The 24,483-nt window shown below is 46.5% G+C and carries 24 protein-coding genes, 5 tRNA genes and 1 pseudogene; 5 read left to right on the top strand and 25 right to left on the bottom strand.

Annotation, left to right across the window (positions count from 1 at the left end):
- Positions 1-190 precede the first annotated feature (190 nt).
- Positions 191-1,249 carry a porin gene (locus tag D791_RS01865; protein ID WP_036506958.1) on the bottom strand — a complete coding sequence of 353 codons (1,059 nt, stop codon included), beginning with the start codon at positions 1,247-1,249 and terminating at the stop codon, positions 191-193.
- 351 nt (positions 1,250-1,600) lie between these two features.
- On the opposite strand from D791_RS01865, the gene D791_RS01860 reads away from it, so the two are divergent.
- Positions 1,601-2,200 (top strand): TetR/AcrR family transcriptional regulator, encoded by a 600-nt coding sequence (locus tag D791_RS01860; protein ID WP_036506957.1) that lies wholly within the window; start codon positions 1,601-1,603, stop codon positions 2,198-2,200.
- A gap of 91 nt (positions 2,201-2,291) precedes the next feature.
- Here D791_RS01860 and D791_RS01855 read toward each other — a convergent pair whose 3' ends face one another.
- The 16 genes and pseudogenes from D791_RS01855 to D791_RS01780 form a co-directional block, all read right to left on the bottom strand.
- Entirely contained in the window at positions 2,292-3,578 is a 1,287-nt protein-coding gene (locus tag D791_RS01855) for a TRAP transporter large permease (RefSeq protein ID WP_036506954.1), read from the bottom strand.
- 28 nt (positions 3,579-3,606) lie between these two features.
- Positions 3,607-4,086 (bottom strand): TRAP transporter small permease, encoded by a 480-nt coding sequence (locus D791_RS01850; protein ID WP_036506949.1) that lies wholly within the window; start codon positions 4,084-4,086, stop codon positions 3,607-3,609.
- 54 nt (positions 4,087-4,140) lie between these two features.
- Positions 4,141-5,178, bottom strand: coding sequence for a TRAP transporter substrate-binding protein (locus D791_RS01845; RefSeq protein WP_036507358.1), 1,038 nt, complete (start codon positions 5,176-5,178; stop codon positions 4,141-4,143).
- Between the two features lie 224 nt (positions 5,179-5,402).
- On the bottom strand, positions 5,403-6,395 hold the full coding sequence (locus tag D791_RS01840) for an FAD-binding oxidoreductase (RefSeq protein ID WP_036506947.1): 993 nt from the start codon (positions 6,393-6,395) through the stop codon (positions 5,403-5,405).
- A gap of 2 nt (positions 6,396-6,397) precedes the next feature.
- Positions 6,398-7,423, bottom strand: a complete 1,026-nt coding sequence (dmpG, locus tag D791_RS01835) for a 4-hydroxy-2-oxovalerate aldolase (protein ID WP_036506945.1) — start codon at positions 7,421-7,423, stop codon at positions 6,398-6,400.
- Positions 7,424-7,436: 13 nt separating this feature from the next.
- Complete coding sequence (locus D791_RS01830) at positions 7,437-8,348, bottom strand: acetaldehyde dehydrogenase (acetylating) (protein ID WP_036506943.1); 912 nt, start codon at positions 8,346-8,348, stop codon at positions 7,437-7,439.
- A 15-nt stretch (positions 8,349-8,363) separates the two neighbouring features.
- Positions 8,364-10,193: a feruloyl-CoA synthase gene (locus D791_RS01825; RefSeq protein WP_036506941.1), complete on the bottom strand. Its 1,830-nt coding sequence runs from the start codon at positions 10,191-10,193 to the stop codon at positions 8,364-8,366.
- 32 nt (positions 10,194-10,225) lie between these two features.
- The gene (locus tag D791_RS01820; RefSeq protein ID WP_036506932.1) at positions 10,226-11,005 is read right to left on the bottom strand and encodes a 2-keto-4-pentenoate hydratase; all 780 of its coding nucleotides are present in this window, start codon (positions 11,003-11,005) and stop codon (positions 10,226-10,228) included.
- Complete coding sequence (locus D791_RS01815) at positions 10,998-11,942, bottom strand: NAD(P)H-dependent flavin oxidoreductase (protein WP_036506930.1); 945 nt, start codon at positions 11,940-11,942, stop codon at positions 10,998-11,000. Before D791_RS01815 ends, D791_RS01820 begins: the two co-directional genes overlap by 8 nt.
- A gap of 12 nt (positions 11,943-11,954) precedes the next feature.
- On the bottom strand, positions 11,955-12,737 hold the full coding sequence (gene hcaB / locus D791_RS01810; protein ID WP_036506928.1) for a 3-(cis-5,6-dihydroxycyclohexa-1,3-dien-1-yl)propanoate dehydrogenase: 783 nt from the start codon (positions 12,735-12,737) through the stop codon (positions 11,955-11,957).
- A 7-nt stretch (positions 12,738-12,744) separates the two neighbouring features.
- A complete protein-coding gene (locus D791_RS01805; protein ID WP_036506925.1) occupies positions 12,745-13,284 on the bottom strand; it encodes a 3-phenylpropionate/cinnamic acid dioxygenase subunit beta in 540 nt (179 codons plus the stop codon).
- Entirely contained in the window at positions 13,284-14,630 is a 1,347-nt protein-coding gene (locus D791_RS01800) for an aromatic ring-hydroxylating oxygenase subunit alpha (protein ID WP_036506923.1), read from the bottom strand. The genes D791_RS01805 and D791_RS01800 overlap by 1 nt, the downstream gene beginning before the upstream one ends.
- A gap of 11 nt (positions 14,631-14,641) precedes the next feature.
- Positions 14,642-14,980: a non-heme iron oxygenase ferredoxin subunit gene (locus tag D791_RS01795; protein WP_036506921.1), complete on the bottom strand. Its 339-nt coding sequence runs from the start codon at positions 14,978-14,980 to the stop codon at positions 14,642-14,644.
- An 8-nt stretch (positions 14,981-14,988) separates the two neighbouring features.
- Positions 14,989-15,792 (bottom strand): annotated as a pseudogene (locus D791_RS01790) (DODA-type extradiol aromatic ring-opening family dioxygenase); the annotation flags it as partial.
- A gap of 42 nt (positions 15,793-15,834) precedes the next feature.
- Positions 15,835-16,119 (bottom strand): extradiol ring-cleavage dioxygenase, encoded by a 285-nt coding sequence (locus tag D791_RS01785; protein WP_036506919.1) that lies wholly within the window; start codon positions 16,117-16,119, stop codon positions 15,835-15,837.
- A gap of 4 nt (positions 16,120-16,123) precedes the next feature.
- A complete protein-coding gene (locus D791_RS01780) occupies positions 16,124-16,942 on the bottom strand; it encodes an alpha/beta fold hydrolase (RefSeq protein WP_036506917.1) in 819 nt (272 codons plus the stop codon).
- A gap of 309 nt (positions 16,943-17,251) precedes the next feature.
- Here D791_RS01780 and D791_RS18725 point away from each other — a divergent pair, with 309 nt between their 5' ends.
- Complete coding sequence (locus D791_RS18725) at positions 17,252-17,950, top strand: dienelactone hydrolase family protein (RefSeq protein ID WP_051513955.1); 699 nt, start codon at positions 17,252-17,254, stop codon at positions 17,948-17,950.
- 151 nt (positions 17,951-18,101) lie between these two features.
- Complete coding sequence (locus D791_RS01770; protein WP_036506915.1) at positions 18,102-19,781, top strand: methyl-accepting chemotaxis protein; 1,680 nt, start codon at positions 18,102-18,104, stop codon at positions 19,779-19,781.
- A gap of 227 nt (positions 19,782-20,008) precedes the next feature.
- On the opposite strand, the gene D791_RS01765 is transcribed toward D791_RS01770, so the two are convergent.
- The 5 genes from D791_RS01765 to D791_RS01745 all read right to left on the bottom strand — a co-directional run bounded on the left by D791_RS01765 (position 20,009) and on the right by D791_RS01745 (position 20,468).
- A tRNA-Glu gene (locus tag D791_RS01765) sits at positions 20,009-20,084 on the bottom strand.
- A 24-nt stretch (positions 20,085-20,108) separates the two neighbouring features.
- A tRNA-Gly gene (locus D791_RS01760) sits at positions 20,109-20,184 on the bottom strand.
- A 16-nt stretch (positions 20,185-20,200) separates the two neighbouring features.
- Positions 20,201-20,276: transfer RNA gene (locus D791_RS01755), tRNA-Glu, on the bottom strand.
- A 24-nt stretch (positions 20,277-20,300) separates the two neighbouring features.
- A tRNA-Gly gene (locus D791_RS01750) sits at positions 20,301-20,376 on the bottom strand.
- Positions 20,377-20,392: 16 nt separating this feature from the next.
- A tRNA-Glu gene (locus D791_RS01745) sits at positions 20,393-20,468 on the bottom strand.
- Between the two features lie 230 nt (positions 20,469-20,698).
- Between D791_RS01745 and D791_RS01740 the strand changes: the two genes are divergently transcribed.
- Positions 20,699-21,364, top strand: a complete 666-nt coding sequence (locus tag D791_RS01740) for a hypothetical protein (protein WP_036506912.1) — start codon at positions 20,699-20,701, stop codon at positions 21,362-21,364.
- Between the two features lie 4 nt (positions 21,365-21,368).
- Here D791_RS01740 and D791_RS01735 read toward each other — a convergent pair whose 3' ends face one another.
- The 3 genes from D791_RS01735 to D791_RS01725 all read right to left on the bottom strand — a co-directional run bounded on the left by D791_RS01735 (position 21,369) and on the right by D791_RS01725 (position 24,185).
- Positions 21,369-22,439: a PilT/PilU family type 4a pilus ATPase gene (locus tag D791_RS01735; protein WP_036506909.1), complete on the bottom strand. Its 1,071-nt coding sequence runs from the start codon at positions 22,437-22,439 to the stop codon at positions 21,369-21,371.
- Between the two features lie 281 nt (positions 22,440-22,720).
- The gene (locus tag D791_RS01730) at positions 22,721-23,566 is read right to left on the bottom strand and encodes a pirin family protein (protein WP_036506906.1); all 846 of its coding nucleotides are present in this window, start codon (positions 23,564-23,566) and stop codon (positions 22,721-22,723) included.
- Positions 23,567-23,588: 22 nt separating this feature from the next.
- Positions 23,589-24,185 (bottom strand): FMN-dependent NADH-azoreductase, encoded by a 597-nt coding sequence (locus D791_RS01725; RefSeq protein ID WP_036506904.1) that lies wholly within the window; start codon positions 24,183-24,185, stop codon positions 23,589-23,591.
- Between the two features lie 106 nt (positions 24,186-24,291).
- Here D791_RS01725 and D791_RS20560 point away from each other — a divergent pair, with 106 nt between their 5' ends.
- Entirely contained in the window at positions 24,292-24,468 is a 177-nt protein-coding gene (locus D791_RS20560; RefSeq protein WP_237748470.1) for a helix-turn-helix domain-containing protein, read from the top strand.
- The last annotated feature ends 15 nt before the right edge of the window (positions 24,469-24,483 follow it).

Genomic DNA, 24,483 nt, shown 5'->3' with positions numbered 1-24,483 from the left:
ACATCTCCATTAACACTAGATGGGCGACAACACACAAAAGGCTTCACTAAGGAAGCCTTTGGGTTAAAACAAACACCAATCAATTGCACGTCTCAAGCAGAAGGGGATACCTGAGATCACGCCCGTGCAATCATCAAGTTTGCTTCACACATCAGTTTTCATCATTTGATTTCCAACCCAAATCAAATCATTAAAACTGCAAACGGTAGGTCAAATAGGCCGTGTCATTTCCGCCGACGATTGGGAATAATGCCCGCTCATCATTGTATTGCTTGTAACTGTTGGTATTACTCACAGCGGCAGCATTGTAATTCACGTATCCAATGGCCAGAACGGCATTCCCAAGACGACGATGCAGCTCTACAGATGCGGAGCGCTCACGGTCGGCTTGATCCTGCTTAGTGGTAGCAAAACCAACGGAGGCACCATAGCCATTGAGTTCATAGCCCGCATTCAAGGCATAGCCTTTGTCGGTCAGATTACGAACTTTATCTTTCGACTGCTCGTATTTGGCCGCAAATCTAAAATTATTTAAACGGTAACGTGCAGCCACTCCCCATAAATTTGAGTCGACACCATACATACCCTGTGCGTCTTTTCCTGATTTTACGGCTCCATACGCGGTTGCAAGTGTTAAATCGCTTAGGGTGTATTTAACCCCCAAATTATACCCATCAATTTCATTGTCTTTTTGAGTGGATGCGGGACCGGCAAACACATTGCCCGAGGTTTCTCCTGCAAAGACGCCGACAATCATGGCTTCAAGGCCATTCAGATTAGGAGAAATGTACCCAATTGAGTTGGAGACACGACGATCAGCACGAAATCCCGTTCTGGGATCACTGCCATTTGCCACATAGCCAACATCCAGTCCTGTGGGTAAGGCAGACATTGCAAACTCATTCACATTCCCGACATACGCATAAGTGGGATGGTCAAACTTACCTCCCATCAACGTTCCCCAATCCCCTTTGGCTCCGACATGAGCATAACGCCCTCCCCCCAAAGCCCCTGTGTTCAGGCTTAAACCCTGCTCCCAATTGAAAATCCCTTTGGTATTGTCTAACCCTAAATCAACCGTGCCTCGAATGCCGATACGGCTAGCGTAGTCGTCTAGGACAGCGGAACGATCATCCGTTTTGAACATTCCTAAACGAAATGATCCATAAAGCGTTGCATCCGCATAACTCAAACTGGGAATAACTGCAGCCAAAGCGACCGTAAGACAGGATTTATGTATTGGTTTCATGTTAACTACCATCTTTTTTAGATTTATTGATCAGCATTTAAACGTAACTGGATAAGGTATTTATAGATCGATACGTTGATCGGCAATAGAACTCATCAGCAGTTGTTAAAATCTAACATACAGTAATGTATTTTACAAACACATCTGTATGTTATGTGATTAAAACCCTTATCATTAACAACCAATATCATGATTAAATTGTATTAATAAACAGATGGAAGAATATGCAAGCAAGCAATCCAACATACAGATAGGAACGTATTTCATTTTTCTTAAGACAGTTAACTTGACCGCACGCGAATGCTATGATGCTATGCAATATCAACTAGGACAGGTATCAGAAACATCGCTATGGCATCTCAAAGGCTTTCTCGTAACGACTGGATCAATGCGGCTATGAATGTGCTCTCCACAGGAGGGATCGACATGGTTCGTGTTGACAATCTTGCTAAAGAGTTAAAAATTACACGCGGCAGCTTTTATTATCATTTTGAAAGTCGCCAGGACTTACTCAAGGGCATACTTGACCGTTGGCGCCTTAAAGCCACGGAGGCCGTGATTGCGGGCCTTAAGAAGAAGTCACTCTCAAGCAAAGAGCAGCTTGTTGAGCTCATGTTGCTGCCACTCAAAGGGGACAAGTCTTTTGAAGCGGCCTCTATCGAGATTTCGTTACGTGCTTGGGCTCGACGAGACGATATGGCAAGAGCGGCCGTTGACGAAGTTGATCGCTATCGAATTGCCTTTATTGAGCAGTTGTTTGTGGATCTTGCCCACCCGGCAGAACAAGCAAACGACCTTGCCTACCTGGTCTACTCTTATATGATTGCCACGTCCTTGCTTCACCCAAACGACTCCCTGAGCAATCAGAATGCACGCGCGAAACGACTGTCTGACTTTTTAAGCGACAACTGCCCTCTGCTGGATTGTCGTTTTCGTCCTCACGCGCATTAATCTTTACTGCACTAGCACTTCCTTATAAAAAAACCCGCATCAGCGGGTTAAAGGCAGGGCTAGAAGAACACTTAGATAAGCAGACTCACACTTACATGAGCTCAACCAAGAACAGAGACAAGCCCGGCACTAAGATAATCAGCGCTAAACGGAATATGTCCGCGATTAAAAATGGAAACACACCCTTAAAAATCACCTTAAGATCAACATCAGGAACAACGGACTTCAAGACAAAGACATTCAAGCCAACCGGCGGTGTAATTAAACTAATCTCAGTTGCAACCACCACAATAATGCCAAACCAAATGAGATCCATGCCCATTCCTGAAACAATTGGATAGAACACAGGCACAGTGAGCAGCAGCATTGAAATCGATTCCAGCACAGCACCTAAAATGAAGTAAATTAGAATAATGACTAAAATCACACCTAACAGGCTTAGGTTTAATCCTTCAATCCAACTGACGATGTAAAAAGGCAAATTCGATACATTCACAAGGTTTGCAAAAATCAATGATCCAATAAGGATCGCGACTAAAGCAACCGTCGTTGCAGCCGAATCCTCAACAGCATCACGAAGTTTCTTCCACGTAAAACGGCCACGGATCATTGTAATCGCTATCGCTCCGACCGAACCGACGCCTGCCGCTTCCGTTGGTGAAAAGAAGCCAAAATAAATCCCCCCCAACACGAGAATGATTAATAGCGAAAAGGCCCAAAGCTGTCTAAGCGCCAATAGCTTTTCTCGAAACGGAACTTCCTCCGAACCTGCTGCACTGTCTTTTTTAACATGAACAACATACAAAACAGCCGCAATGTAAAATAAAACACCGAGAATGCCTGGAATTACACCAGCGACAAACAGCTTACCAATATCTGTTTCTGTGATGATTCCATAGAAGACCAGTGCAATAGAGGGCGGAATCAGGATTCCCAATGTGCCACCTGCCGCAATAGATCCGGTGGCCAAGCCATCACTGTAGCCATACTTTTTCATTGACGGGTAGGCAATACGTGTCATGGTTGCTGCTGTTGCAAAACTGGAACCGCAAAAGGTACTAAATCCACCAGAAGCACCAATCGTGGTGATCGCCAACCCGCCTTTAAAGTGTCCAACGAGTGCATGAGTCGCGTTATATAACTCTTCAGCCAACCCCGAACGGCTAATAATATTCCCCATCAAGATAAATAGTGGAATAACAGCAAACTCATAGGAAAGCACCGTTTCAGTTCCGATCATTCCCAATTGACTGAAGGCTGCACTCCAGCCCTGATAATAGGCCAACCCACATATACCCACCAATCCAGTGGCGATTGCAATGGGAATACGTAAGAACAGCATGACCAGTAACACAGCAAACGCGATTGACATCACCATTTGTTTTACCTCAATTCAAATAAACCAATTATTCTTTTACTTCACTCGGCGAGTCAGGAAAGGTGACCAATAAGCTTGTAAGTGCAATAGCCGACAAAACCGACATAACGGCTAAGACCGTCCATTTTTCAATTCCGAGAAACATAAATATTTCTCCGAAATTTTTAGATTCAATTGTTTGCTGATAAATCATGACAACTAAAGCCGTAAAAAATACGATTTCCACTAAGTAGGATAACCAAGAAATAAACTGTCCAGCTCTGCCATTAAATATTTTTTCTAACAGATCAATCCGAATATGCTTACGCTTTTTATGCACATGGTACAAGCCTGCATAAAATGAAATGGCAAGGCATATTCCAACGACTTCATAGGCAAAACCAAGAGGGCTGTTGAATACGACTCGACCAAATACATCAACGAAGGTAATACCTGCCATAATAATCAAGGCAAGTAATGAAATTTTGGCACACAAATACTCTAAAAAGCTTAAAAACGACATTTTCATGGTAACCTCAAACAGAAAAGACGTGCTCTACGAACGATAGAGCACGGAATAGGCTTAGTTTGAAAGCGCTTCAATCTGTTCTTCGTAGAATTGAATAAGTGCGCTGCCATCAAGACCCGCTGCACTGGCTTTTTCTAACCAAGCTTCACGGATAGGCTCAAACGCAGCATCGATTGCTGTGTTAAGGTCATCACCTGAAACAATGTAGTTATCACCCAAATTCGCCTTTAACTGCTCTCGGGCTTTCAGATCATTTTCATGCCATAAGCTTCCCATGCGAACCGCCAAGGCTTCGCCTGAAATAGCCGTGATCGCTTCACGATCTCGTTCGCTAATCGCATTCCATTTATCTTTATTCATGATGATAAATGTACTGTTTGTAAAAATCCCGCCCGGTATTTGCGTGATGTGATTCACGTAATTATCGACCTTAAAGCCTGTTAAGAGCTCATCGGATAAAGTCGTTCCATCAATAATTCCGCGAGACAAGAACTCTCGTAGTTCCGACAAAGATCCCGAGATGGGCACAGCCCCTAGGGTACGAAGGGCATCACCAACAACGTTGGTTTGCACACGAATCTTTTTCCCACGTAAATCACCTGGTGTTTTGACGGAATCGCGACGCATGTGCAGATTACCACCTGACGTTACATGGACGGCCAGGGTGTGTACATCACTATGCATCCCCGCATCCGACAAATACTGCTCAAATAAGCGTTGATAGGCCGCCGAACTGATGCCCGCATTTTCGTTCATGAACGGAAATTCGACCATTTCAGTCAACGGGAAGGCACCTGGGTTATACCCGTGAGGGCCCCACGCAATATCCGCAATGCCACTGACAACGGATTGATAGTTACGCGCAGGAGGCGCTAAAGGCTTAGCTGATGCCTGAATCTTTACGCGTCCCTCAGTAACCTGCTCAATTTCTTCAAAATACTTGTACAACCCTTCCGCTTGCGACCAGTGTTGCGATGGAAACCACTGATTGTAACGCAAGGTCACCGTTTCTGAGGCGATGGTACTTGTGGCAATCAGGATGCCTGACAGTACCACACCCAGTTTGATGAGTTTATTTTTTGGGTTATTCATAGGCTGTAACTCCACGTGTTTATTATTATTACTGATTTTAAAAATTAACATACACTACTGTACTTTACAATAATGAATCTTCATCGTTAACTGGTCTTTTGTCTAACAAAACATTGAAATACAGCAAATATCACAATATTTTTTTCGATAAAAGACCTAACAATTTATGACTCCCTTAAATACACACACGATAACAAACAGTTATGTATCTTAAGGGCAAATTTTCACACAAAAGCATCCGCGAAAAAGGAATCCTGCTTCAATCCGCACGACTCGACAAAATCCTTCTTGGCCGATTCAATCACAATCGGGGCGCCACAGGCATAGACTTGATAGCCTGAAAGATCCTGACAATCGTCCATCACAGCCCTATGCACAAACCCTCTTCGTCCTACCCAGTCACCGGACACCTCATCCGATAACACAGGCGTATAATCGAACCAAGGGTGTGCCGCTTGCCATTGCTGACAAAGTTCGTTGTGATAAAGATCCTGCAAACGCCGTCCTCCCCAATACAAATGGACTGGGCGCGTATTTTCTCGCTCAATCAATTGCTCCATTAGGGCTTTAATCGGTGCAAAGCCTGTTCCACTTGCCAGTAATATCATCGGGCTATCGGACTCCCTCAAATAAAAACTCCCAAATGGACCTTCCAACGTGACCCTGTTTTTAACCTGTAACTCATCAAAGATGTAAGGCGTTGCCTGTCCGTCGTTCACTCGTCGGATGTGAAGCTCAATACGACCGTCATCGGCCGAACGCTTAGCCATTGAATAACTGCGCGTCACGCCCGTTGCAAGGGTCAAATCCACATACTGACCCGGCAAGTAGTTAAATTGCGTGCCCGGTGCCAGCATACACTCCAAAATAACCACATCATCTGCAACTTGATCTTTGCCCATAATGCGTCCAATCACTTTTTGAATGCTAATGCCTTCAAACTCAGTGACTTCTGGTGCATCGATCACTAGATCTGTCGTTGCGCGTGCTTGGCACGTGAGCAGCGTTTCCCCATTTTGATCAGTACTGGACAGTTCAAGGCCGTCTGGATAGACAACTTGCCCTGAGATTAAGGGTGTGCGGCAGTCTCCACATCGACCATCCCGGCATCCGTGCTTGAGCATAATGCCTGCTTTTAAGGCGGCATCTAAAACACTTCCGGATGCGTCTGCTTCAAAGTGTTTTCCAACTGGCTGTATCTCAACATGATAGGTCATCGTCAGGCCTGCTTTGCTTTTGCCATGGTCAGCGCCAAATCTTCAATCATGTCCTCTTGCCCACCGACGGTGCCACGACGACCAAGCTCAACCAGAATATCGCGCGCACTCACGCCATATTTCTTTTCAGCCCGCTGAGCAAAGAGTAAGAAGGAGCTATAGACTCCGGCATAACCAAGCGTTAAAGAATCACGGTCAACACGAATCGGTTGATCCATCATCGGGACGACTAAGTCTTCAGCCACATCCATAATCTTATAGAGATCGATGCCGGTTTCAGCGCCCATACGATTTAAGACAGCCACCAAAATTTCCAAAGGAGTATTGCCCGCCCCCGCACCCAGTCCCGCAACCGATCCATCAATGCGCACCGCACCCGCTTCTATCGCAGCTAAGGAGTTCGCAATCGCCATACCCATGTTGTGGTGACCATGAAAGCCGATTTCTATTTCAGAGGGTAACTCGGCTCGTAACAAACCAATTTTTGCACTCACTTCATCTGGGAGCATGTAACCTGCGGAGTCTGTGCAATAAATACAATTTGCACCGTAACTCACCATTAACTTAGCTTGCTCAAGCACTTTTTCGGGTGTAATCATGTGTGCCATCATTAAAAACCCGACGGTGTCCATGCCCATTTTCGCCGCCATGCCAATGTGCTGCTGAGAAACATCGGCTTCGGTGCAATGGGTCGCAACACGTATTGTGTGCACACCGCAATCGCGCGCCATTTTAAGGTGGTCAACGGTACCGATACCCGGTAAGAGCAAGGCCGAAATTTTGGCCTGCTTCATCTGAGGCACAACCGCCTTTAAATAGGCTTCATCTGTATGCGCTGGAAAACCGTAGTTCACCGACGCGCCACCAAGACCATCACCATGGGTCACTTCAATCAATGGCATCCCCGCCGCATCCATCGCAGAGGCAACAGCGACCATTTGCTCTAGGCTGATTTGGTGTCGTTTTGCATGCATGCCATCACGCAAACTCATATCGTGCAGGGTGACTTGCTTACCTTCTAAATTCATTTACTTTCTCCTGTTAACCGCGAGCGGGTAGTGTAATGCTGCCTTCAGCGGCTTCTTCAGCGAACATTTCCGCTGTACGCAGTGCTGCAGCCGTCATGATGTCTAAGTTGCCTGCATATTTAGGTAGGAAGTCACCCAAGCCCTCCACCTCCATAAACATGGACACACGATTTCCATCAAACACTGGCCCGTTAACCAATCGGTACCCCGGTACATATTTCTGCACCTCTTTAACCATCGCATGGACCGACTCGGTAATAGCGTCTTGATCTGGTTCGGATTCAGTCAAACAATGCACCGTGTCGCGCATCATTAAGGGTGGCTCAGCTGGGTTAATAATGATGATGGCTTTACCCTGTTTAGCACCGCCTACCTTTTCTACAGCCCCAGCCGTGGTACGTGTAAACTCATCAATGTTGACACGCGTCCCTGGCCCCACTGAACGTGAGGACACCGTCGCAATGATTTCGCCATATGTCAATGGCTGAACCTTTGAAACAGCGGCGACCATCGGGATCGTCGCTTGGCCACCGCAGGTCACCATATTGACGTTCATTTCCAAGTTTTTGGCATGATCCGTCAAGTTAACAGGTGGGATGCAAAACGGACCAATTGCCGCTGGCGTTAAATCGATCATAATCACGCCAAGCTCATTCAACTTACGACTGTTTTCAGCATGCACGTAGGCAGATGTGGCATCGAAAGCAACACGAATATCGTCTTCAACTATGTGCGACAAGATGCCATCCACCCCTTCTGCACAGACTTTAATGCCCATTTCTTTGGCGCGTTTCAGGCCTTCCGATTCAGGGTCTATACCGACCATCCAGACAGGTTCGATCCATTCTGAACGCTGCATTTTCATGAGTAGATCTGTGCCGATGTTGCCTGGACCTATGATCACCGCTTTAAGTTTATTGCTCATATTTCACTCACTTATTTACAAAAGACTAATCAGGCTTTCATGGCCCTTTTCATCGTATAGACGCTCAACATCCGCACTGCGGGTTTCTAAAAGTTTGCGCTGATTCAGATTCCCTTTATCCGTAATTTCGCCTAAATCAATAGACGGCGGTGCATCCAGCAGGCTTAATAAGCAGGCGCGTTGAGAAGAGCCTTTTGCGTGTTTGGCCATGCTATCCAGTGCGTCTTTTAGCGCCGAACGCACAGATGGGAGAGACATCAAATCGGTCCCCGTTAAACGGGATTGCGCGTCATCAGCTAAACGACGTAACGCCTCCCCTGGAAACGCGAGCAGGCCTATATGATCACGATCGTGTCCCGTGACAACCACGTCCGACACCAAAGCACCAAAGTGCTTATGCACCAAGTCACGAACCGATGCCACGCAGACCCAAGTTCCTGTACTTAATTTAAAGTCTTCTGAAACGCGTCCATCAAAAATAATCCCCTCTGATGGATTGTCAGGATTTGCCAACCGCCCCGCATCACCGATGCGGTAATAGCCAAGTTCATCGAAGGCTTGCTTGGTAATCTCAGGATCATCAAGGTACTCGGTAAAGACGATTGGGCCCTTGATTCTGAGCTCTAACTTCGAGCCGTTGGGCACAAATCGCATCGACATACCTGGCATCGGAATCCCAATATTGCCGGGCTTGTCGAGATACCAATGCACATTTGTAATGGCGGGTGCTGTTTCAGTCGCTCCCCACTCCGTTGTGAAGAACACCTCATGTCCAGTCTCTGCACACATAGACTTAAGCTCATCCCATACGGGCTTAGATAACGCAGCGCCAGCGTAAAACAGCATGGTTAAACTGGAGAAAAAGATATTTTTGAGCTCATCATCCTGACGCAAATGGTCGAGAATCGCTTCATAGCCTTTAGGAACATTAAAAAACAAATTGGGCTTAATCTCTTTGAAATTACGAAGCGTCGTTTCAATTAAACCCGACACTGGCTTGCCCGCATCAATATAGAGCGACCCGCCATTGCGCAGAACCAAATTAAAGTTGTGATTGGTACCAAAGGTATGACTCCAGGGCAGCCAATCCAGCACTCTGGGTATCTGTGTCTCAACAAAGGGCCAGCACTGAGCAATCATCTGCTGGTTTGAGCACATCATACGCTGGGTGTTCACCACCACTTTCGGATGGCCAGTTGAACCAGAGGTCAACATATACTTGGCATGCGTGTCTGGAGTGACCTTTGAAAAGCGTGTGTCCACTTCATCGCTTGGCGACAAATTAAGCAAACTTTCCAACAGGATCGTGTTCGACACTGCCTCCTGCCCACGCGATACAATTTTCACCGCAATACCGTCACAGGCATTCAGAGCGGCTTGAAATAACGCGCCATCTTCTGCAAAAACCGCTACCGGCTTCAGACGCTCAACGATTCCAAGCAAACGGTCATGCGATTTGGACATTAATGAATAGGCCACAGAGACTGACGTCACTGGAATACCGATATACATCGCTGCCATTTTCATTAACGCATGATCAATTGAATTCCCTGAGATGATCATTAAGGGCCGCCCTTGCGGGAGATCAAGATCTATCAATCCTTGCGCAATTGAGCGCACGGCATTTCGAAACGCTTTGTAGCTTAGTGAGCGCCAGCCATCCCCTGCACGCTCAGCAATATAGAGTTGTTCAGGACGTTTTTTTGCCCATTTTTCAAGCCAATCGCCCACGCAGCGATCGAAAGGCAAAAGAGGATTTGCAGATTCAACGACAAAGGAGCCGTCGCCTAACTCACGCTTAATCGCAGATGGCGTAGGCATCTGAGCATAGACAGTTGTACCCATATCAATAACCTTTATTATTGTTGTCTTATGTTTTATTCAGCAACCAGTGTTAAAACATCCAAGCCTTTAAAGTCAAATCGAATTTCATCGCCTGGCTGAATCGCCACCATGGGTGCCATCGCTCCTGACAACACAAGTTGACCGGCTTTGATGGGCGTGCCCAATTCAGCCATCTTGCGAGCTAACCACCAAGCAGCATACAGAGGATTGCCAAGGCAGGCGGCACCAACGCCTTCAACGTCGCCGCTTGCGGTGTGAATCGTTAGACGTAATTCCGCAAAATTGACACCTCGGGGATCGAAGGTCTTTGCGCCTAACATGTACAAGGCGGAAGAAGCATTATCAGCAACGGTATCGACCAGCGTAATCTTCCAGTCCTTCACCACCGAATCGACAATCTCAATCACTGGCACGAAAAAATCGATGGCGGCCAATAACTCAGCAAAGGTTAAATCGGTCTGCAGCAGATCGCGTTTAAACACAAAACCGATCTCCCCTTCCGCTTTAGGCGAAATTAGCCCCTGAGTCATGACTCGATCCTGTCCACATAACTCCATATCCGAGAACAAGACGCCAAAATCAGGCTCATTGACTCCGAGCTGCTGCTGTACGGCTTTAGACGTGAGCCCTATTTTGTAGCCAACAAGGCGCTTTCCGCTGTTGATGTGATGTGCATTTACACGTGACTGTATGGCATAGGCATCGGCAACATTAAGTTCAGGGTAACGCGCTGAAAATGGAGAAACCGCGACGGCACGAGTGCGCGCATCCAGGATTTCAGTGGCTAATTGGTGATACAAAGCATCAGACATTTTTTAAGTACTCGCTAGAAAGGTCATTAAGTGTTTTCATGGCGCTGCGGTATTCATGGCACAGGGACTCGACAATGCTAGCGGTCGATTCAACCTGTACGATGCTCCCGGCCCCCTGACCTGCGGACCACACGTCTTTCCAAGCTTTATTCGCGGTTGAGATATTACCGGAGAAATCTATCTTGGCCGTGGATGCTGAACCTGGATCAATGTTGGCCATTTCGAGACTACCTTTCATCCAATTCGCAGGTACACCACTGACGGATGTCGTCTCTATAATGTCTTCAATACGAGAGTCGACCAGCATGGCTTTATAGGCGTCACTGGCAAAACTTTCTTTTGCTGCGATAAAGCGCGTCCCCGCCACTACGAAGTCTGCACCTGCGACTTGCATGGCTAAAATATCGCGCCCATGCGAAATACAGCCAGCCACACCTAATGGGCCATCCCAGAATTCCCGCACTTCTTGAATGAATGCTAAGGGGTTGTATTTACCGGTATGACCACCGGCTCCACTCACGACCAGAATCAAACCGTCTACACCCGCCTTCACAGCTTTTTTAGCCAGTGCGGGAGAAATCACGTCAGCGATCACGTCACCACCGTAACTTTTCACAGCATCCATAACACGTGCAGGAGACCCTAAAGCGGTAGATACCACCGAGGGTTGGTATTTTTTCACCAGTTCGATTTCTGCATCAAAACGATCATAGGTTGAATGCACAATCATATTGAGCAACCAGGGTAATCGGTGTGGATTTAGACGCTCACTAATTTGCGCCAACCAGCCATCGAGTATCTCTGGATTACGCGCATTGGGCGCGGGCAAACTGCCTATCAGACCGCTTTCTGAACTTGCAATGACCAATTCAGGTGACGATACCAAAAACATGGGTGCAACAATCATTGGCAGTTTTATTGTTTTAATCACGTTCATTTCGACATTCCTCTAGCGGGCGATCCAGCCACCATCACTGTGAATGACACATCCGGTTGTCATAGGAGATTGTTCATTTGACGCTAGGAGCACGTAAAGCGATGTGTGATCGGCAGGGGCAGCAATGCGCTTTAAGGGCACTGCTTGCGCTGCTTTTTCATGGAAGCCGTCGATATGATTCAGGGGCTGAGACTTACGCGAAACGCCTTCAACCGACTTCATTTCAGTATCCGTAGCACCCGGTGACACACCATTGACACGAATATCCGGTGCTAACTCATAGGCCAACTGTTTAATCAGCCCCACCACAGCATGTTTTGACGTCACGTATAAAATGCCGCCGCCCCCTGGATAAAAACCAGAGTTGGACACCGTCAATACTATATTTCCCTGACTGGCTTTTAAGGCGTCTAATGAGGCCTTCACACCGTTCATATACCCCAGCACGTTGACGCGGAATAGCCGATCAAAACTGCTGGCCAATTGCTCAGACTGAATGCGACTTAACGGGGCAAAGTAGTCAAAAATAGCAGCATTGCCAACAAAGGTATCCAGTCGACCAAAACGCTGCACAGCCAGCTCCACGACCTTTTGATTGTCCTCATAGGAGGTTACATCACCACAAACGGTACAGACTCGCTCCGGGTGTTGCACCTGAAGGGCTGCGAGCTTTTCTTGATTAATATCTAAGACCGCAACACGAGCCCCTTCTTGGATAAAGCGCTCGACAACAGCCAGCCCTATCCCATCAGCGCCCCCAGAGACGAATGCAACTTTGGATTCCAATGCGCTCATAATTCACTCACAAGAAGGTATTGATGTTTTTACAACTGAGCGTTGCGTTCGGAATCAAGATCAGACGTTTTAAGAGCTTCAAACCTGACTCGGTTCTGATCAAGGTGTCATAGCGACGCCCGTAAATCACATACTCTTCATCCAAGCCACGGCTGCGAATACTGGTAAAGGTGGAATACACCTCATAGGTATTGGGCTCTTGCGCGATAAAAGCCTCAAGGTTGTTGACCTGATGCACATTGCGCGTCGCAGGGTTTTCTGCCCAAGCCGAAGGCTGACGAAAACGAGCCACCCGACGCTGCAAGTCGCGCAGGCTGTCATCAAAATACGCCATATGGTCTTTATCGTAGAAACCTTGCTTCAAGGGATTCTCGCGACGGCGATTTTCAATACCCGGCATCCAATAATGAATGTCCTCATGAATAAGCCCGAGCCACTCCTCAAAGCGCTCCTCATCCAAAAGGCGCGCTTCTTTATTCAGGAACGCCGCCACTTCAAAAAATACATCCTGCGATACGCTCTCTAACGCTGCTGATTGAGTAAACATTATTCAGCCTCCACCTTGCCTTTGTTTCTGTTGGGGACTTCAGACCAAGTGTGAGCACTTAAGAGATCATACCAATATTGATAGAAGGCTCTTGAATTGGCTTCGTTAAGTTGCCCTTGGTAGACATTGCCCGGTAAGCGAGTCTCTTCCATGAAGGTATCCATGCCCAATCCGACGTACAAATCTTGCTTAGCGGTGACTCGGCCTTTGGCTGTTTTCGTGCAATATTCCCAGTTTTCACCATCGTCCATTTCAAAGACGCCGGTTGGTGAAAAGGTCATCATGGCGCCTTTACGCCACATTTCTTTGATGTCGTCCGGGGCTGATTTATTGACAACAACCCAAGTAAACAACTCTATTTTATTAGGGCCTCTTGGCTGCCAAACACGAACCGTATTCTGACCCGGCAAGAAAGAGAAATTAGGGAAAATCGTGCAAGAGGAAACCGATGCAATCATGTTAGAGCGGAAGTCGCCCAAACGCTCTGCGACAGACGGTTTAATGGTGTGAATATAGCGATTCAGCTTACTCTCCCCTAGAACCGCGACATTGCCAACGGTATCCAACGCAAACTCGTAGCCATGGCCATTCCAGTTCACAGAGTAGGACTCTTCGAAATCACTCACTTTGGCAACGGCACCGCCGAGCATTGCTCTTGCGGCTGAGTCATGCGTCCAACCCGCATGCAGAATATCGCCTACGAAGTTTTCAGCTGCGATTTTCCAGTTGCACTCATACGTGGAACGTATGCAGCCGCCAACAAATTCAGTTCCGCCCTCTTGGTTATCAAATAAGGCATCCAAGTACCACGTCATAGGACCTAGGTATTCTTGTAAGCTCGGGCTTTCGGGATCAAAGGTCGCAAAAACCAAACCTTTATAGGTGTCTACTTTTGCAACTTCGCGCAGCCCCCATTTCGACTTATCAAACTCGCTGGCTTCATAAATGCCGGACTCATGCTGTCCAACCAGGTTTCCAGCGGTATCGAATGACCAACCGTGATAATTGCAAATAAATCCACGCGTTGTTCCAGACTCCGAAAAACACACTTTATTGCCACGATGAGGACATGCATTTAAAAAGACTTTAATGGAGCCATCTTTCTGGCGAACAACGATGACTTCATCTTCACCCATGGTGGTCGTGATGTAATCGCCTGTCTTAACCAATTGAGATTCATGGGCTACAAACAGCCAGCAGCGTGCAAAGATCTTTTCTAACTCCTGCTCGTATATGGATTGGCTGTAGAAAATCTCACCCGCGATGCGCCCTTCGTCCAGATCGCAAACCTGCTTTAAATTGTCTAAGCGTTCAGTGACATCTAAGGTTTTTATAATATTGCTCATTCAATCGCTCCTCAGCCTTTTGCAATCATATTGGCGTCGACTTCGACCAACGCATAAATCGCGTCATCGTCGATTTCAACGGGATAGGTGCGCAGATCTATCTCACAGGGAAACCCTTGCGCCTTTCCGGTAGGAATATGGAACTGCCCCCAATGAACGGGGCATACAATCATGTCGTCTTCGATATCCCCATCCGCTAAGGATGCGGTGGCATGTGTACACAGATCAGCCGTGGCATACACCTGCCCCCCAAGGTTATAGACCGCTATATCACCATGGGCTTTATTCTCGATTTTTTTCACTTGGTTCTCGGCCAACTCCGAGAGCTTGCATAGATATACCTTTTCCATGTTTGCACTCACTCCACGCATAATTCTATAAAGCCCAAACCTGTCACCCATTGCGGCACAGGCTGGTATTCAATTAAATGACCACGCTTGGCATCGATTGCGGTCATCGCGCAGATAAAGTTGCGAATCTCCATGGCACCATTGCCGCCATTTTCTAACACCATGTCATCGGTTAAAGCGGCAAGCGCATCAACCTGCATCGAACAGCAGTGTTCAATCACTTGTCGATCAAATGCCTCATTCACACGACCGGACTCTTTAGTCCCCACCCAATGACTAATACCACCACTGCCGATAACAGCCACTTTCTCAGCATCTGGAAACTGTGTTATCGCAGAGTTCAAATGACGCCCTAATTCAATGCACCGCTCTTTTGTGATAAAGGGATCCACTGCACTGGCAATGTAAACAGGAATCGCTTTAATGGTTGTGCCTTTGATTTCAGATGCGCGCTTTACGATCAACTGATAGGGAATTGAAAAGGAATGATCTGTCGTAAAGGAGCGTGCTTCAGCCCAATCAAACCCTGATGCCTTGCCTTCGTTCGAAATATAGCGAGCCAAGGATTCGTTATTGGGTATTTCTTCTTTCTTTAAGCCTGGCAATTGATCCAAAGGCCCTTCGGTATGCCCTGTTGCAATGCAGTATTGCGGCAAACAGGTTGTTCCAAACAACATGTAATGATCATTACCGATAATAATGACGGTAGAGGCGTCCAGTTCGGCAAGGCGCTTTGCACAGGTTTCGTATGCATCCCAGACAGCTTTCGCTTGCTCAGCAGGAGGTGCATCGGGTGCAACAAACATCACCGGATCATGAGGACAAGAAAGCCACCAACTATTTCTGCCATGGGATCACCCTTTAATTGAAGCGGAATACTGAGCATCTGAGCCCAGCTTTTTGTTATAAGAAGACATGCGACGATCAGGAGACATTTCGATCCAGTACCCCATCGTTAGCATCGGGTTCACACCCATTTCTTGCATTTTTTTCACATCAAAACTGAGGATCATTTCCACATCCTCAGGCGCGAGTGGAAATCGACTCAGGTACTTTTCTGGGTCCTCTTTAAACTTGGACTTGGAAAAACGGTCCACCGAGAGGCTCCACAAAATGCGCTCCAACACATCACGTTTCATAACATCACTCGCCAATAAAGTTAAAAACTTGCTGCAAAAACTTTGCGCGCTGCTCGGTTTGAACCCAATGACCACACTGTCCAAAGACAAACAAATCACTGTTGGGTATGTTCGCTAACAGCGTTAACCCGCATTGCATAGGCACAACACCATCTTCACGACCATGCAGAATCAACGTGGGTGCTTGAATATTCTTGAGTGCTTTTTCTGGGAAACCCTTAACCAGAGTCTCACCCTCTTCATTGGGCTTCGGCAGGAGTTTGCGTAGCGCATCTTGTGCACCGGGACGCGCACTGGCTTCATATCGTGACTGAACCAGTGCATCGGTAATTAACTCTTTGTTGTACGGAAACAATTCCATCAAGGCGCGCATATTGTCGACTGATGGCTCGTACAACCAAGCACCCGCCAAACCTTTTGTTTGTGTAAAGGTACCCGCAGGTGTTCCTAATAAAACCAATTTATCTAAACGTTCGGGGTTAAACAGCGCGAGCCCTATCCCCATCGCCCCACCGAATGAATTACCAACCAAAGAGGCCTTATCAATGCCAACCGCATCCATAAACTCGACCAAGTGGTTCACCCAGAATTTAATGTCGTAATGCGTGTCATCTTTAAACTCTGTAAAACCAAAGCCCGCAATATCAGGCACAACCACTCGATAGCGTGTTGCGAGCTCATCCATCACACCCGCCCAATTCGTCCACCCCGAAACGCCAGGCCCGGAACCGTGCAACAACAACAATGCAGGACCGGTACCCACTTCAAAGTAAGCCGTCGCGTGCCCTGCCGCTTGTACAAATTTACGATCTGACTCTTGCATTGCCTAAACCTCAAAAACATACAGTAGTGTATTTTTATTCTAGAGTTGATTCACAAGATCTGTCAATAGAAAAGGCTTAGTTTCTGTAGGCTGATATTCAATCTAAAAAACACACGTATAATTTTAAAAAATTATATATTTTTCAATATATTAATTACAAATAGATTATATGATTTATGAATTGAAATCGGATATGGGCATCTTGACACCTACTAGACTTTAGTCTAAAACTGATCGAACAACAAACAATCTATTACAAAACCATTCCAAAATAGATACACTCTTGTATCTTAATTAAAGGAAATAGCCATGACACAAGCCATCACGCAAACGCTAAACAACATCCAATTCTCCCACCAATACGTAAAAGCAAAGAATACGAGCAATTCAAAAACCCTTTTACTCTACCCAACTTGGGCAGGAATCACTGATTTCGAGCGCGAGATAGCTCAACGAATGTCTCACATGGGATGGAATGTTTGGATTATCGATGTATTTGGAGGAGGCACGGATCTATCTGACTTGGAGAAGCGTAGCGATGCCATGAGCAGACTACTGAGCAATTACGAAGAGTTGCGGAACACACTTCGCAACTTTGCCAAATTCGCCCTTGAGCAAGATGCGCACTCAGACACTGTCAGCGTGATGGGATACTGTCTAGGAGGGTTGTGCGCAATTCAGAGCACTTTGTGGGTAGAGGACGTCACACGAGGCGTGAGTTTGCACGGCTTATTAAACTTCCCAAAAACACCTGCTTCTGTAGAGAATGCTTCATTGCTCATCCTTAATGGTGCTTCCGATCCTATGGTCCCCATTGAGGATATTGAGCGCACGCGCGCCTACCTTAATACAATGAATATTGATTGGACATTTGTGGATTTGGGTCATGCGATGCATTCGTTTGCGATACCGGACGCACAATCCCCAGAACGCGGTGTTGCTTACCATGCATCAGCTGATCAGAAAAGCTGGAACTACCTTGTGGGCTTTCTAAATACAGAAAAATAGATCGAGTTTAAAACAAATCTAACCAATGGAAAGTTCACATAAAGATGCAAAGCGAATAGCATTTGGTCTATGATCAATTTACTCCGTCATTCAGCTTCGATCAGCTGATTGCATATCTATGGATTTGTAAAACAATTATAAAGGTTTTTGTATGCCAAAAATTCGCTTAACCACTTTACTGGCCACTAGCTTTTCGGGTGTTGCAATCATACTGCTTATTGTAGGTTTCTTAGGAATACGTGCTGAACTCAGCATGAGTAAGGACATAACAAACATTGGGGAAGTCCGTCTTCAATCCGTGGCTTTGCTCAATCAACTGAATGTAGAACGGCTGCGTATTCGTACACAAACATTGGATGTACTTAGATACACTGTGTATTCTGATCAAGCTAAGACCACGCTTAAAGACGTCCTTGAGGTTCGCCAAGACTCTTGGAATACAATCAACAAACTCATCAGCCAATACGCCAGCATTCCCAAGAGCACACAAGAGGAACAACAAAACTTCGAACAATTACAGCTATTGATTAGTGTCTGGCGACAGCACTACGAAACGCTGGAGACTGGTATGAAGTCTATGGTTTTAGCTAACTCACAACGTGACTACTTATCACCTTACTTAGAATACAGAGAAGCCTATAATGCGATGTTGCCAGCATCCAGAGCACTTGGCGATTTACTGGACAATTTATCAGATCAAAACCTGAGCATTGCCAATACAACTGTCGAGCAGGCAACCAGCAGCGCCAAAAACGCCATCATACTGACTTCGATTATTGTTGCCTTTGGCTTTATCATTGCATTGGTCGCAGGCCTTAGCATTACACGTTACGTTATGCGACTGATTGGAGGCGAACCCTCTGAAGTCAATGAAATTGTGCGCCGAGTTGCGGCAGGCGATCTAACTGTTAAAATCCAACTCAAATCTGGCGACAATACAAGCATATTGGCTGCCTTTTCATCCATGGTTATCACTTTGCGCAACATCATGAGTGAAATCACTCAAGCTGCCTTACACGTCACCGCTGCGGCGGAGGAGCTCTCTAGCTCAAGCGCTCAAACTAATGCACAGGTTCAACTCCAGCAATCAGAAATGACCCAAGTCGCAACGGCGATGAATGAAATGGCCGCCACGGTTGCCGATGTTGCCAAAAATGCAACCGCCGCGGCCAGCGCAGCGAATGCGTCTCGCAACGAGGCCGACAAAGGCATGAGGATTGTATCCGACGTAGTGAGCGCTATTAACACCCTAGCCACCAATATCGATCAAGCCTCGCAGAGCATGACTGGCTTGGTCAAAGACAGCGAACAAATTGGCAGTGTGCTGGAGGTCATTCAATCGATTGCTGAACAAACCAATCTCCTTGCACTGAATGCCGCCATTGAGGCCGCTCGCGCCGGCGATCAAGGGCGAGGGTTTGCGGTTGTTGCGGATGAAGTTAGATCCCTTGCCAGCCGCACCCAATCATCGACCGAAGACATTCACAAACGCATTGGTCAATTGCAACACAGCTCCAGTTCGGCTGCGACACTGATGCAAACCAGTAAGCACCAAGGCGAGCAAAGCGTTGTTCAGGCAAATCAAGCGGGAGAAGCCCTACAAGCCATCACAGCCGCCGTTATGACGATTGATAGCATGAATGCCCAAATCGCAACAGCGGCTGAGCAGCAGTCCTCCGTTGCCGAAGAAATCAACCAGAACATCAACAATGTTTCACAGTCGATTGAGGAAACAGCCTCTGCGGCTTCACAGGTCACCGCGGCCAGTCAAGAGCTGGCCAGCCTGTCTGCTCAGCTACAACAAAGCGTTCAGCAATTCAAATTGAGCTAGCATTAGCACATAAAAACCAAACAGAATCGATTGAGGGGGTCACCACCCTCTCAATCGATACACCGAACAACTGATAAGACTGATAAGACTGATAAGACTGATAAGACTGATAACGCCATTTTTTTGAATTAATTATTCGAAGCAACAGACATTTGCATTTGAAATGCGTAATAGAATAAGAAACAGGACTGAATACATGAAGGATGAAATAGAAGTATAGAAGTAAATGGCGTCCCATAGGGGGTTCGAACCCCTGTTACCGCCGTGAAAGGGCGGTGTCCTAGGCCACTAGACGAATGGGACGTGACATGTTTACATCTAAAACTTTGGAGCGGGAAACGAGACTCGAACTCGCGACCCCGACCTTGGCAAGGTCGTGCTCTACCAACTGAGCTATTCCCGCATTATCTCAAGAGAGATGGCGTCCCATAGGGGGTTCGAACCCCTGTTACCGCCGTGAAAGGGCGGTGTCCTAGGCCACTAGACGAATGGGACGTGGCGCATTTACTTCTAAAACTTTGGAGCGGGAAACGAGACTCGAACTCGCGACCCCGACCTTGGCAAGGTCGTGCTCTACCAACTGAGCTATTCCCGCACTATCTCAAAAGAGATGGCGTCCCATAGGGGGTTCGAACCCCTGTTACCGCCGTGAAAGGGCGGTGTCCTAGGCCACTAGACGAATGGGACGCAGCCTGCACTTTCGTGCTACTTCAGCAAGTTAAGTTGCTTGCTGAAGTGGCGCATATATTACGTATAAGACCTTTTTACGTCAACCCTTATTTCTAAAAAAATTAATAAATTTTTCATTACATTAATGACTCCACTCTAGAGTAAGATTAAATCGTTAGCTACAACTGCGTAAGGTACTGGATGGGTCCCACTGAAACCACGGCTGTGATATTGATCGGCGTCGCATTATGACAATTGCTGCGATTGCTGTTCAGCACGCAGAGGATGAACGTCGCGAACGACACATCAAAATCTTACACCTCCTCGACCAAACACGTGGAATAGAACACATTTTGCTCAACCTACCCGTCTTATTTCAGACTCCTGCGTTGCGCTTATGCCTAATTGGTGCATTAAAGCGCATTTGGCAAACGATTATTCAACTCGAAAGAAGTGAAAAGCATCGATACAAACTCGACGAATTAACCGCATTGGAAAGTGTTGAGCCATCGGATATTCCCTTATCGGCAAACAACATTACGTATTTCAGTGATAGGAACTCAGCCATGCAAGCCAGAGCGATGATCCGAGAGTCCGTTCAGATCCTTGCTCAATTACATCAAGCCCAGCAAGTTCAGCAGACAACGGCTTACGCGTTAGCAATGGACTTAAAACGGGGATTTAAGCGCTGCAGCGTCGATATTACGCTGCTAGAAGCATTGGAACAAACAGAGGATCATGGACCACGGGTTGCGTTGCACAAGTTCAGAGGTGCGCTTATGGTGCTTAAGCGTCTCAATAAAGATCACTCACTTTCCCAGCAAATGATGAATATCAGACAACTCATCGCAAAGCTTGAAACAGAAGCTCAGGCGTTGGCTCAAGTAAATGTTGAAAAAAAGAACCGCGGCTAAAACCTTAAGGCTCACGCCCCAACAACTTTAACTTTAAGGCCATGTTATTTTTCGAGTCGGCATTGTAAACAGCCTCATCATAGCTAATTTTACCGGCCTCGTAGAGTGCAAACAGAGAGTCTTCAAATGTAAACATAGAGCCATCTCCCCCCTGCTCAACAGCCTCTTTAATTTTCCCTAAATCACCACGGTTAATTAAGCTGGCAATGTAAGGTGAATTAATTAGCACTTCCGACGCTGGAACTAGCTGACCGTCTATCCCTTTCACCAAACGCAAGGAAACGATCGCTTTCAGGTTTTGAGCCAATTCAAGCTGCAACTTTCGCGCATCCGCCTCTGGAAAAAAACTTAAAATTCGCTCGATGGCTTGGGAGGAGTTATTTGCATGAAGGGTGGATATGCATAAATGCCCTGTCTCGGCATAACGAACAGCATGTGACATGGTTTCTTTATCGCGAATTTCTCCAATAACAATCATATCTGGAGCTTCACGTAATGCGTTCTTTAAGCCATGTGCGTAGGAGTGGGTGTCCATACCTACCTCTCGCTGACTGATCAGTGACTTTTGATTAGTGAACAAATACTCAACAGGATCCTCTATGGTTAATATATGCCCTGTTGTTCGTATGTTTCGACTTTGAACCATCGCGGCAAGAGACGTCGATTTACCTGACCCCGTCGCACCGACCAACAGCACAAGCCCCCTGCGCTCCATCACCAAGTCTTCCAATATAAGCGGTAAATTCAACTCACTAATGGACGGAATTTGATTACGAATATGACGGATGACAAAGGAGATATCGCCCCTTTGCTTAAACACATTAATGCGAAAGCGCCCAACACCGGCTAAAGAGTAGGCAAAATTCATCTCCCATTCGCGCTCAAACTCTTCGATTTGACGCTCTGTCATCAAACTATAAATAGCCTCTCGAACCGTGAGCGGAGACAGACGTTTTTCACCGACAGGACGCATCACTTCATTAATCTTGATTTGAATACGTGCGTAACTACTAAAAAAAATATCGGATGCATTCTTCTCAACCATGAGTTTCAAGTATCCGTGCAAATCCGCCATTCACATCACCGAGTTCAATATCAAAATAAGTTAAAGCATAGATCTAGCATCAACTAGACTGAATTGCAGTCAAAAACTGCGTGAATCACTAAAAGAGGCTCGCAGTCTTTAATCGAAGCGAATTATCTACAAAGTGAAGAGGGCATACAACAACTCTAGACAAGATGTGACAGTAGAACTAGGTGGATATATAGCAAAAGGGTCACCCTACTCCCAATAAAAAAGCACCAAGCATAGACATGGTCTACCTGATGCTTTTGGACTTGACAATTTTGAAGTATCTACTGAGCCAGCACACCATCTCTGTAGTCTTGCAAGGCTTGCTCAATCTCAGCCGTCGTGTTCATCACAAACGGACCATATTGCACAATCGGTTCATTGATAGGCTTTGCCGCAATCAAGAGTAGGCGTACACCTTGATCACCTGCTTCTATACGAACCGTATCCCCCGCATCTAATTCATAGGCTGCATGCATTCTCAGTGCTTGATCGGCCACTTTCGCTCTACCTTCAAACACATAGATGAACCCAGAAAGCTCTGCTGACACAGGAACATCCAGTGTCGCGTTAGCGGTTAACGTCAGATCAACAAACAAAGGCGCGGTCACTATTCCTGCAACAGGCCCTTGGTAGTCCTTTCCATCCAAGGTCAGAGCACCTGCAACTAAATTCGCCGTACCACCTTCAAACGAAAAGCGAGTCACCTCTTCCGGGTCTATATTTTGATAGGCTGCGGGCTTCATTTTTTCAGCTGCAGGCAAATTCACCCACAACTGAAACCCACGCATTAACCCTTGATCTTGCTGAGGGCGCTCTTCATGAATAACACCTCGACCCGCTGTCATCCATTGCACGCCGCCAGAGCACAACAATCCTTCATTCCCCATATGATCTCTATGCAGCATTTTGCCTTCGAGCATATAAGTGACGGTTTCAAACCCACGATGAGGATGTGGAGGAAACCCCGCAATATAGTCATCAGGATTATCAGATGAAAACATATCCAACATCAAAAACGGATCGATCCGCATATTTTGACGCTGCCCAAGACTGCGTTTGAGTTTAACACCTGCACCGTCTTGGCTATCAATAGCATTGATAACCTTTTTGATTGAACGTAATTGCATATCGTTTCCTCCAACCTAGCGCTTAAACTGAAATGCTCGCAATGATCTCCTGAGCCTCAGCGAGAGAGGCTTCTTTTTCAGCCATGTTTAAGCCTTCAGCATAGATCACTTGAACACTTGTTAGCCCCAAAAATGCCAGAATTTGCTTCAACCAAGGTACTTGATGGTCCAATCCAGCATCTTTATACATTCCACCACGTGTAGCCAAAATGTAAACAGGCTTGTCTGCCAACAAACCAACAGGTCCATTTTCCGTGTATTTAAATGTCACACCATTACGTGCAATCATATCCACCCAAGCTTTAAGCTGAGATGGCACTGCAAAGTTGTACATAGGCGCCGAAATGATCAATGCATCGGCTGATGCAATTTCATTCACCAAGTCGTCAGAGAGCGCCACTACAGCACGCTGCTCATCTGTACGATCTGCTTCATCTGTCATGAGCGCTGAAATAACAGACATATCAAAATGCGGGATAGTGTCTGCCACCAGATCACGTACGACCACAGCGGATTCAGGGTATGCCGCTTTCCACTTTTCAATTAGGACAGCACCCAATTGTGCAGATTGCCCTTGATCACCAAAAATACTGCTTTTAACTTGAAGTAATGTTTTCATTAAGGTATCTCCTTGAGTTCAGTATGCGCATTATGTGATCTATAATATGAATAATAAACCCATAAAAACTGTTAAATATGATCGAAAAAACTGATAGGTTTACCCCATGAACGTCACGTTGGAGCAATGGCAAACGTTAATCGCAGTTGTCGATGAAGGTGGCTATGCACAAGCCGCTGAAGCACTTCGCAAAAGTCAATCAGCGGTTAGCTACGCTATTTCAAAGTTAGAATCAGCACTGGGCGTTGCCGTGTTTAAGATTGATGGCCGAAAAGCGTCCTAACCGCTCCAGGTGAAG

Origin of the sequence: Nitrincola nitratireducens, assembly GCF_000585235.1 — a bacterium.
GTDB lineage: Bacteria > Pseudomonadota > Gammaproteobacteria > Pseudomonadales > Balneatricaceae > Nitrincola > Nitrincola alkalisediminis.
Note: the sequence above shows the minus strand (reverse complement) of the source record. Positions and strands in the feature narration are given on the sequence as shown.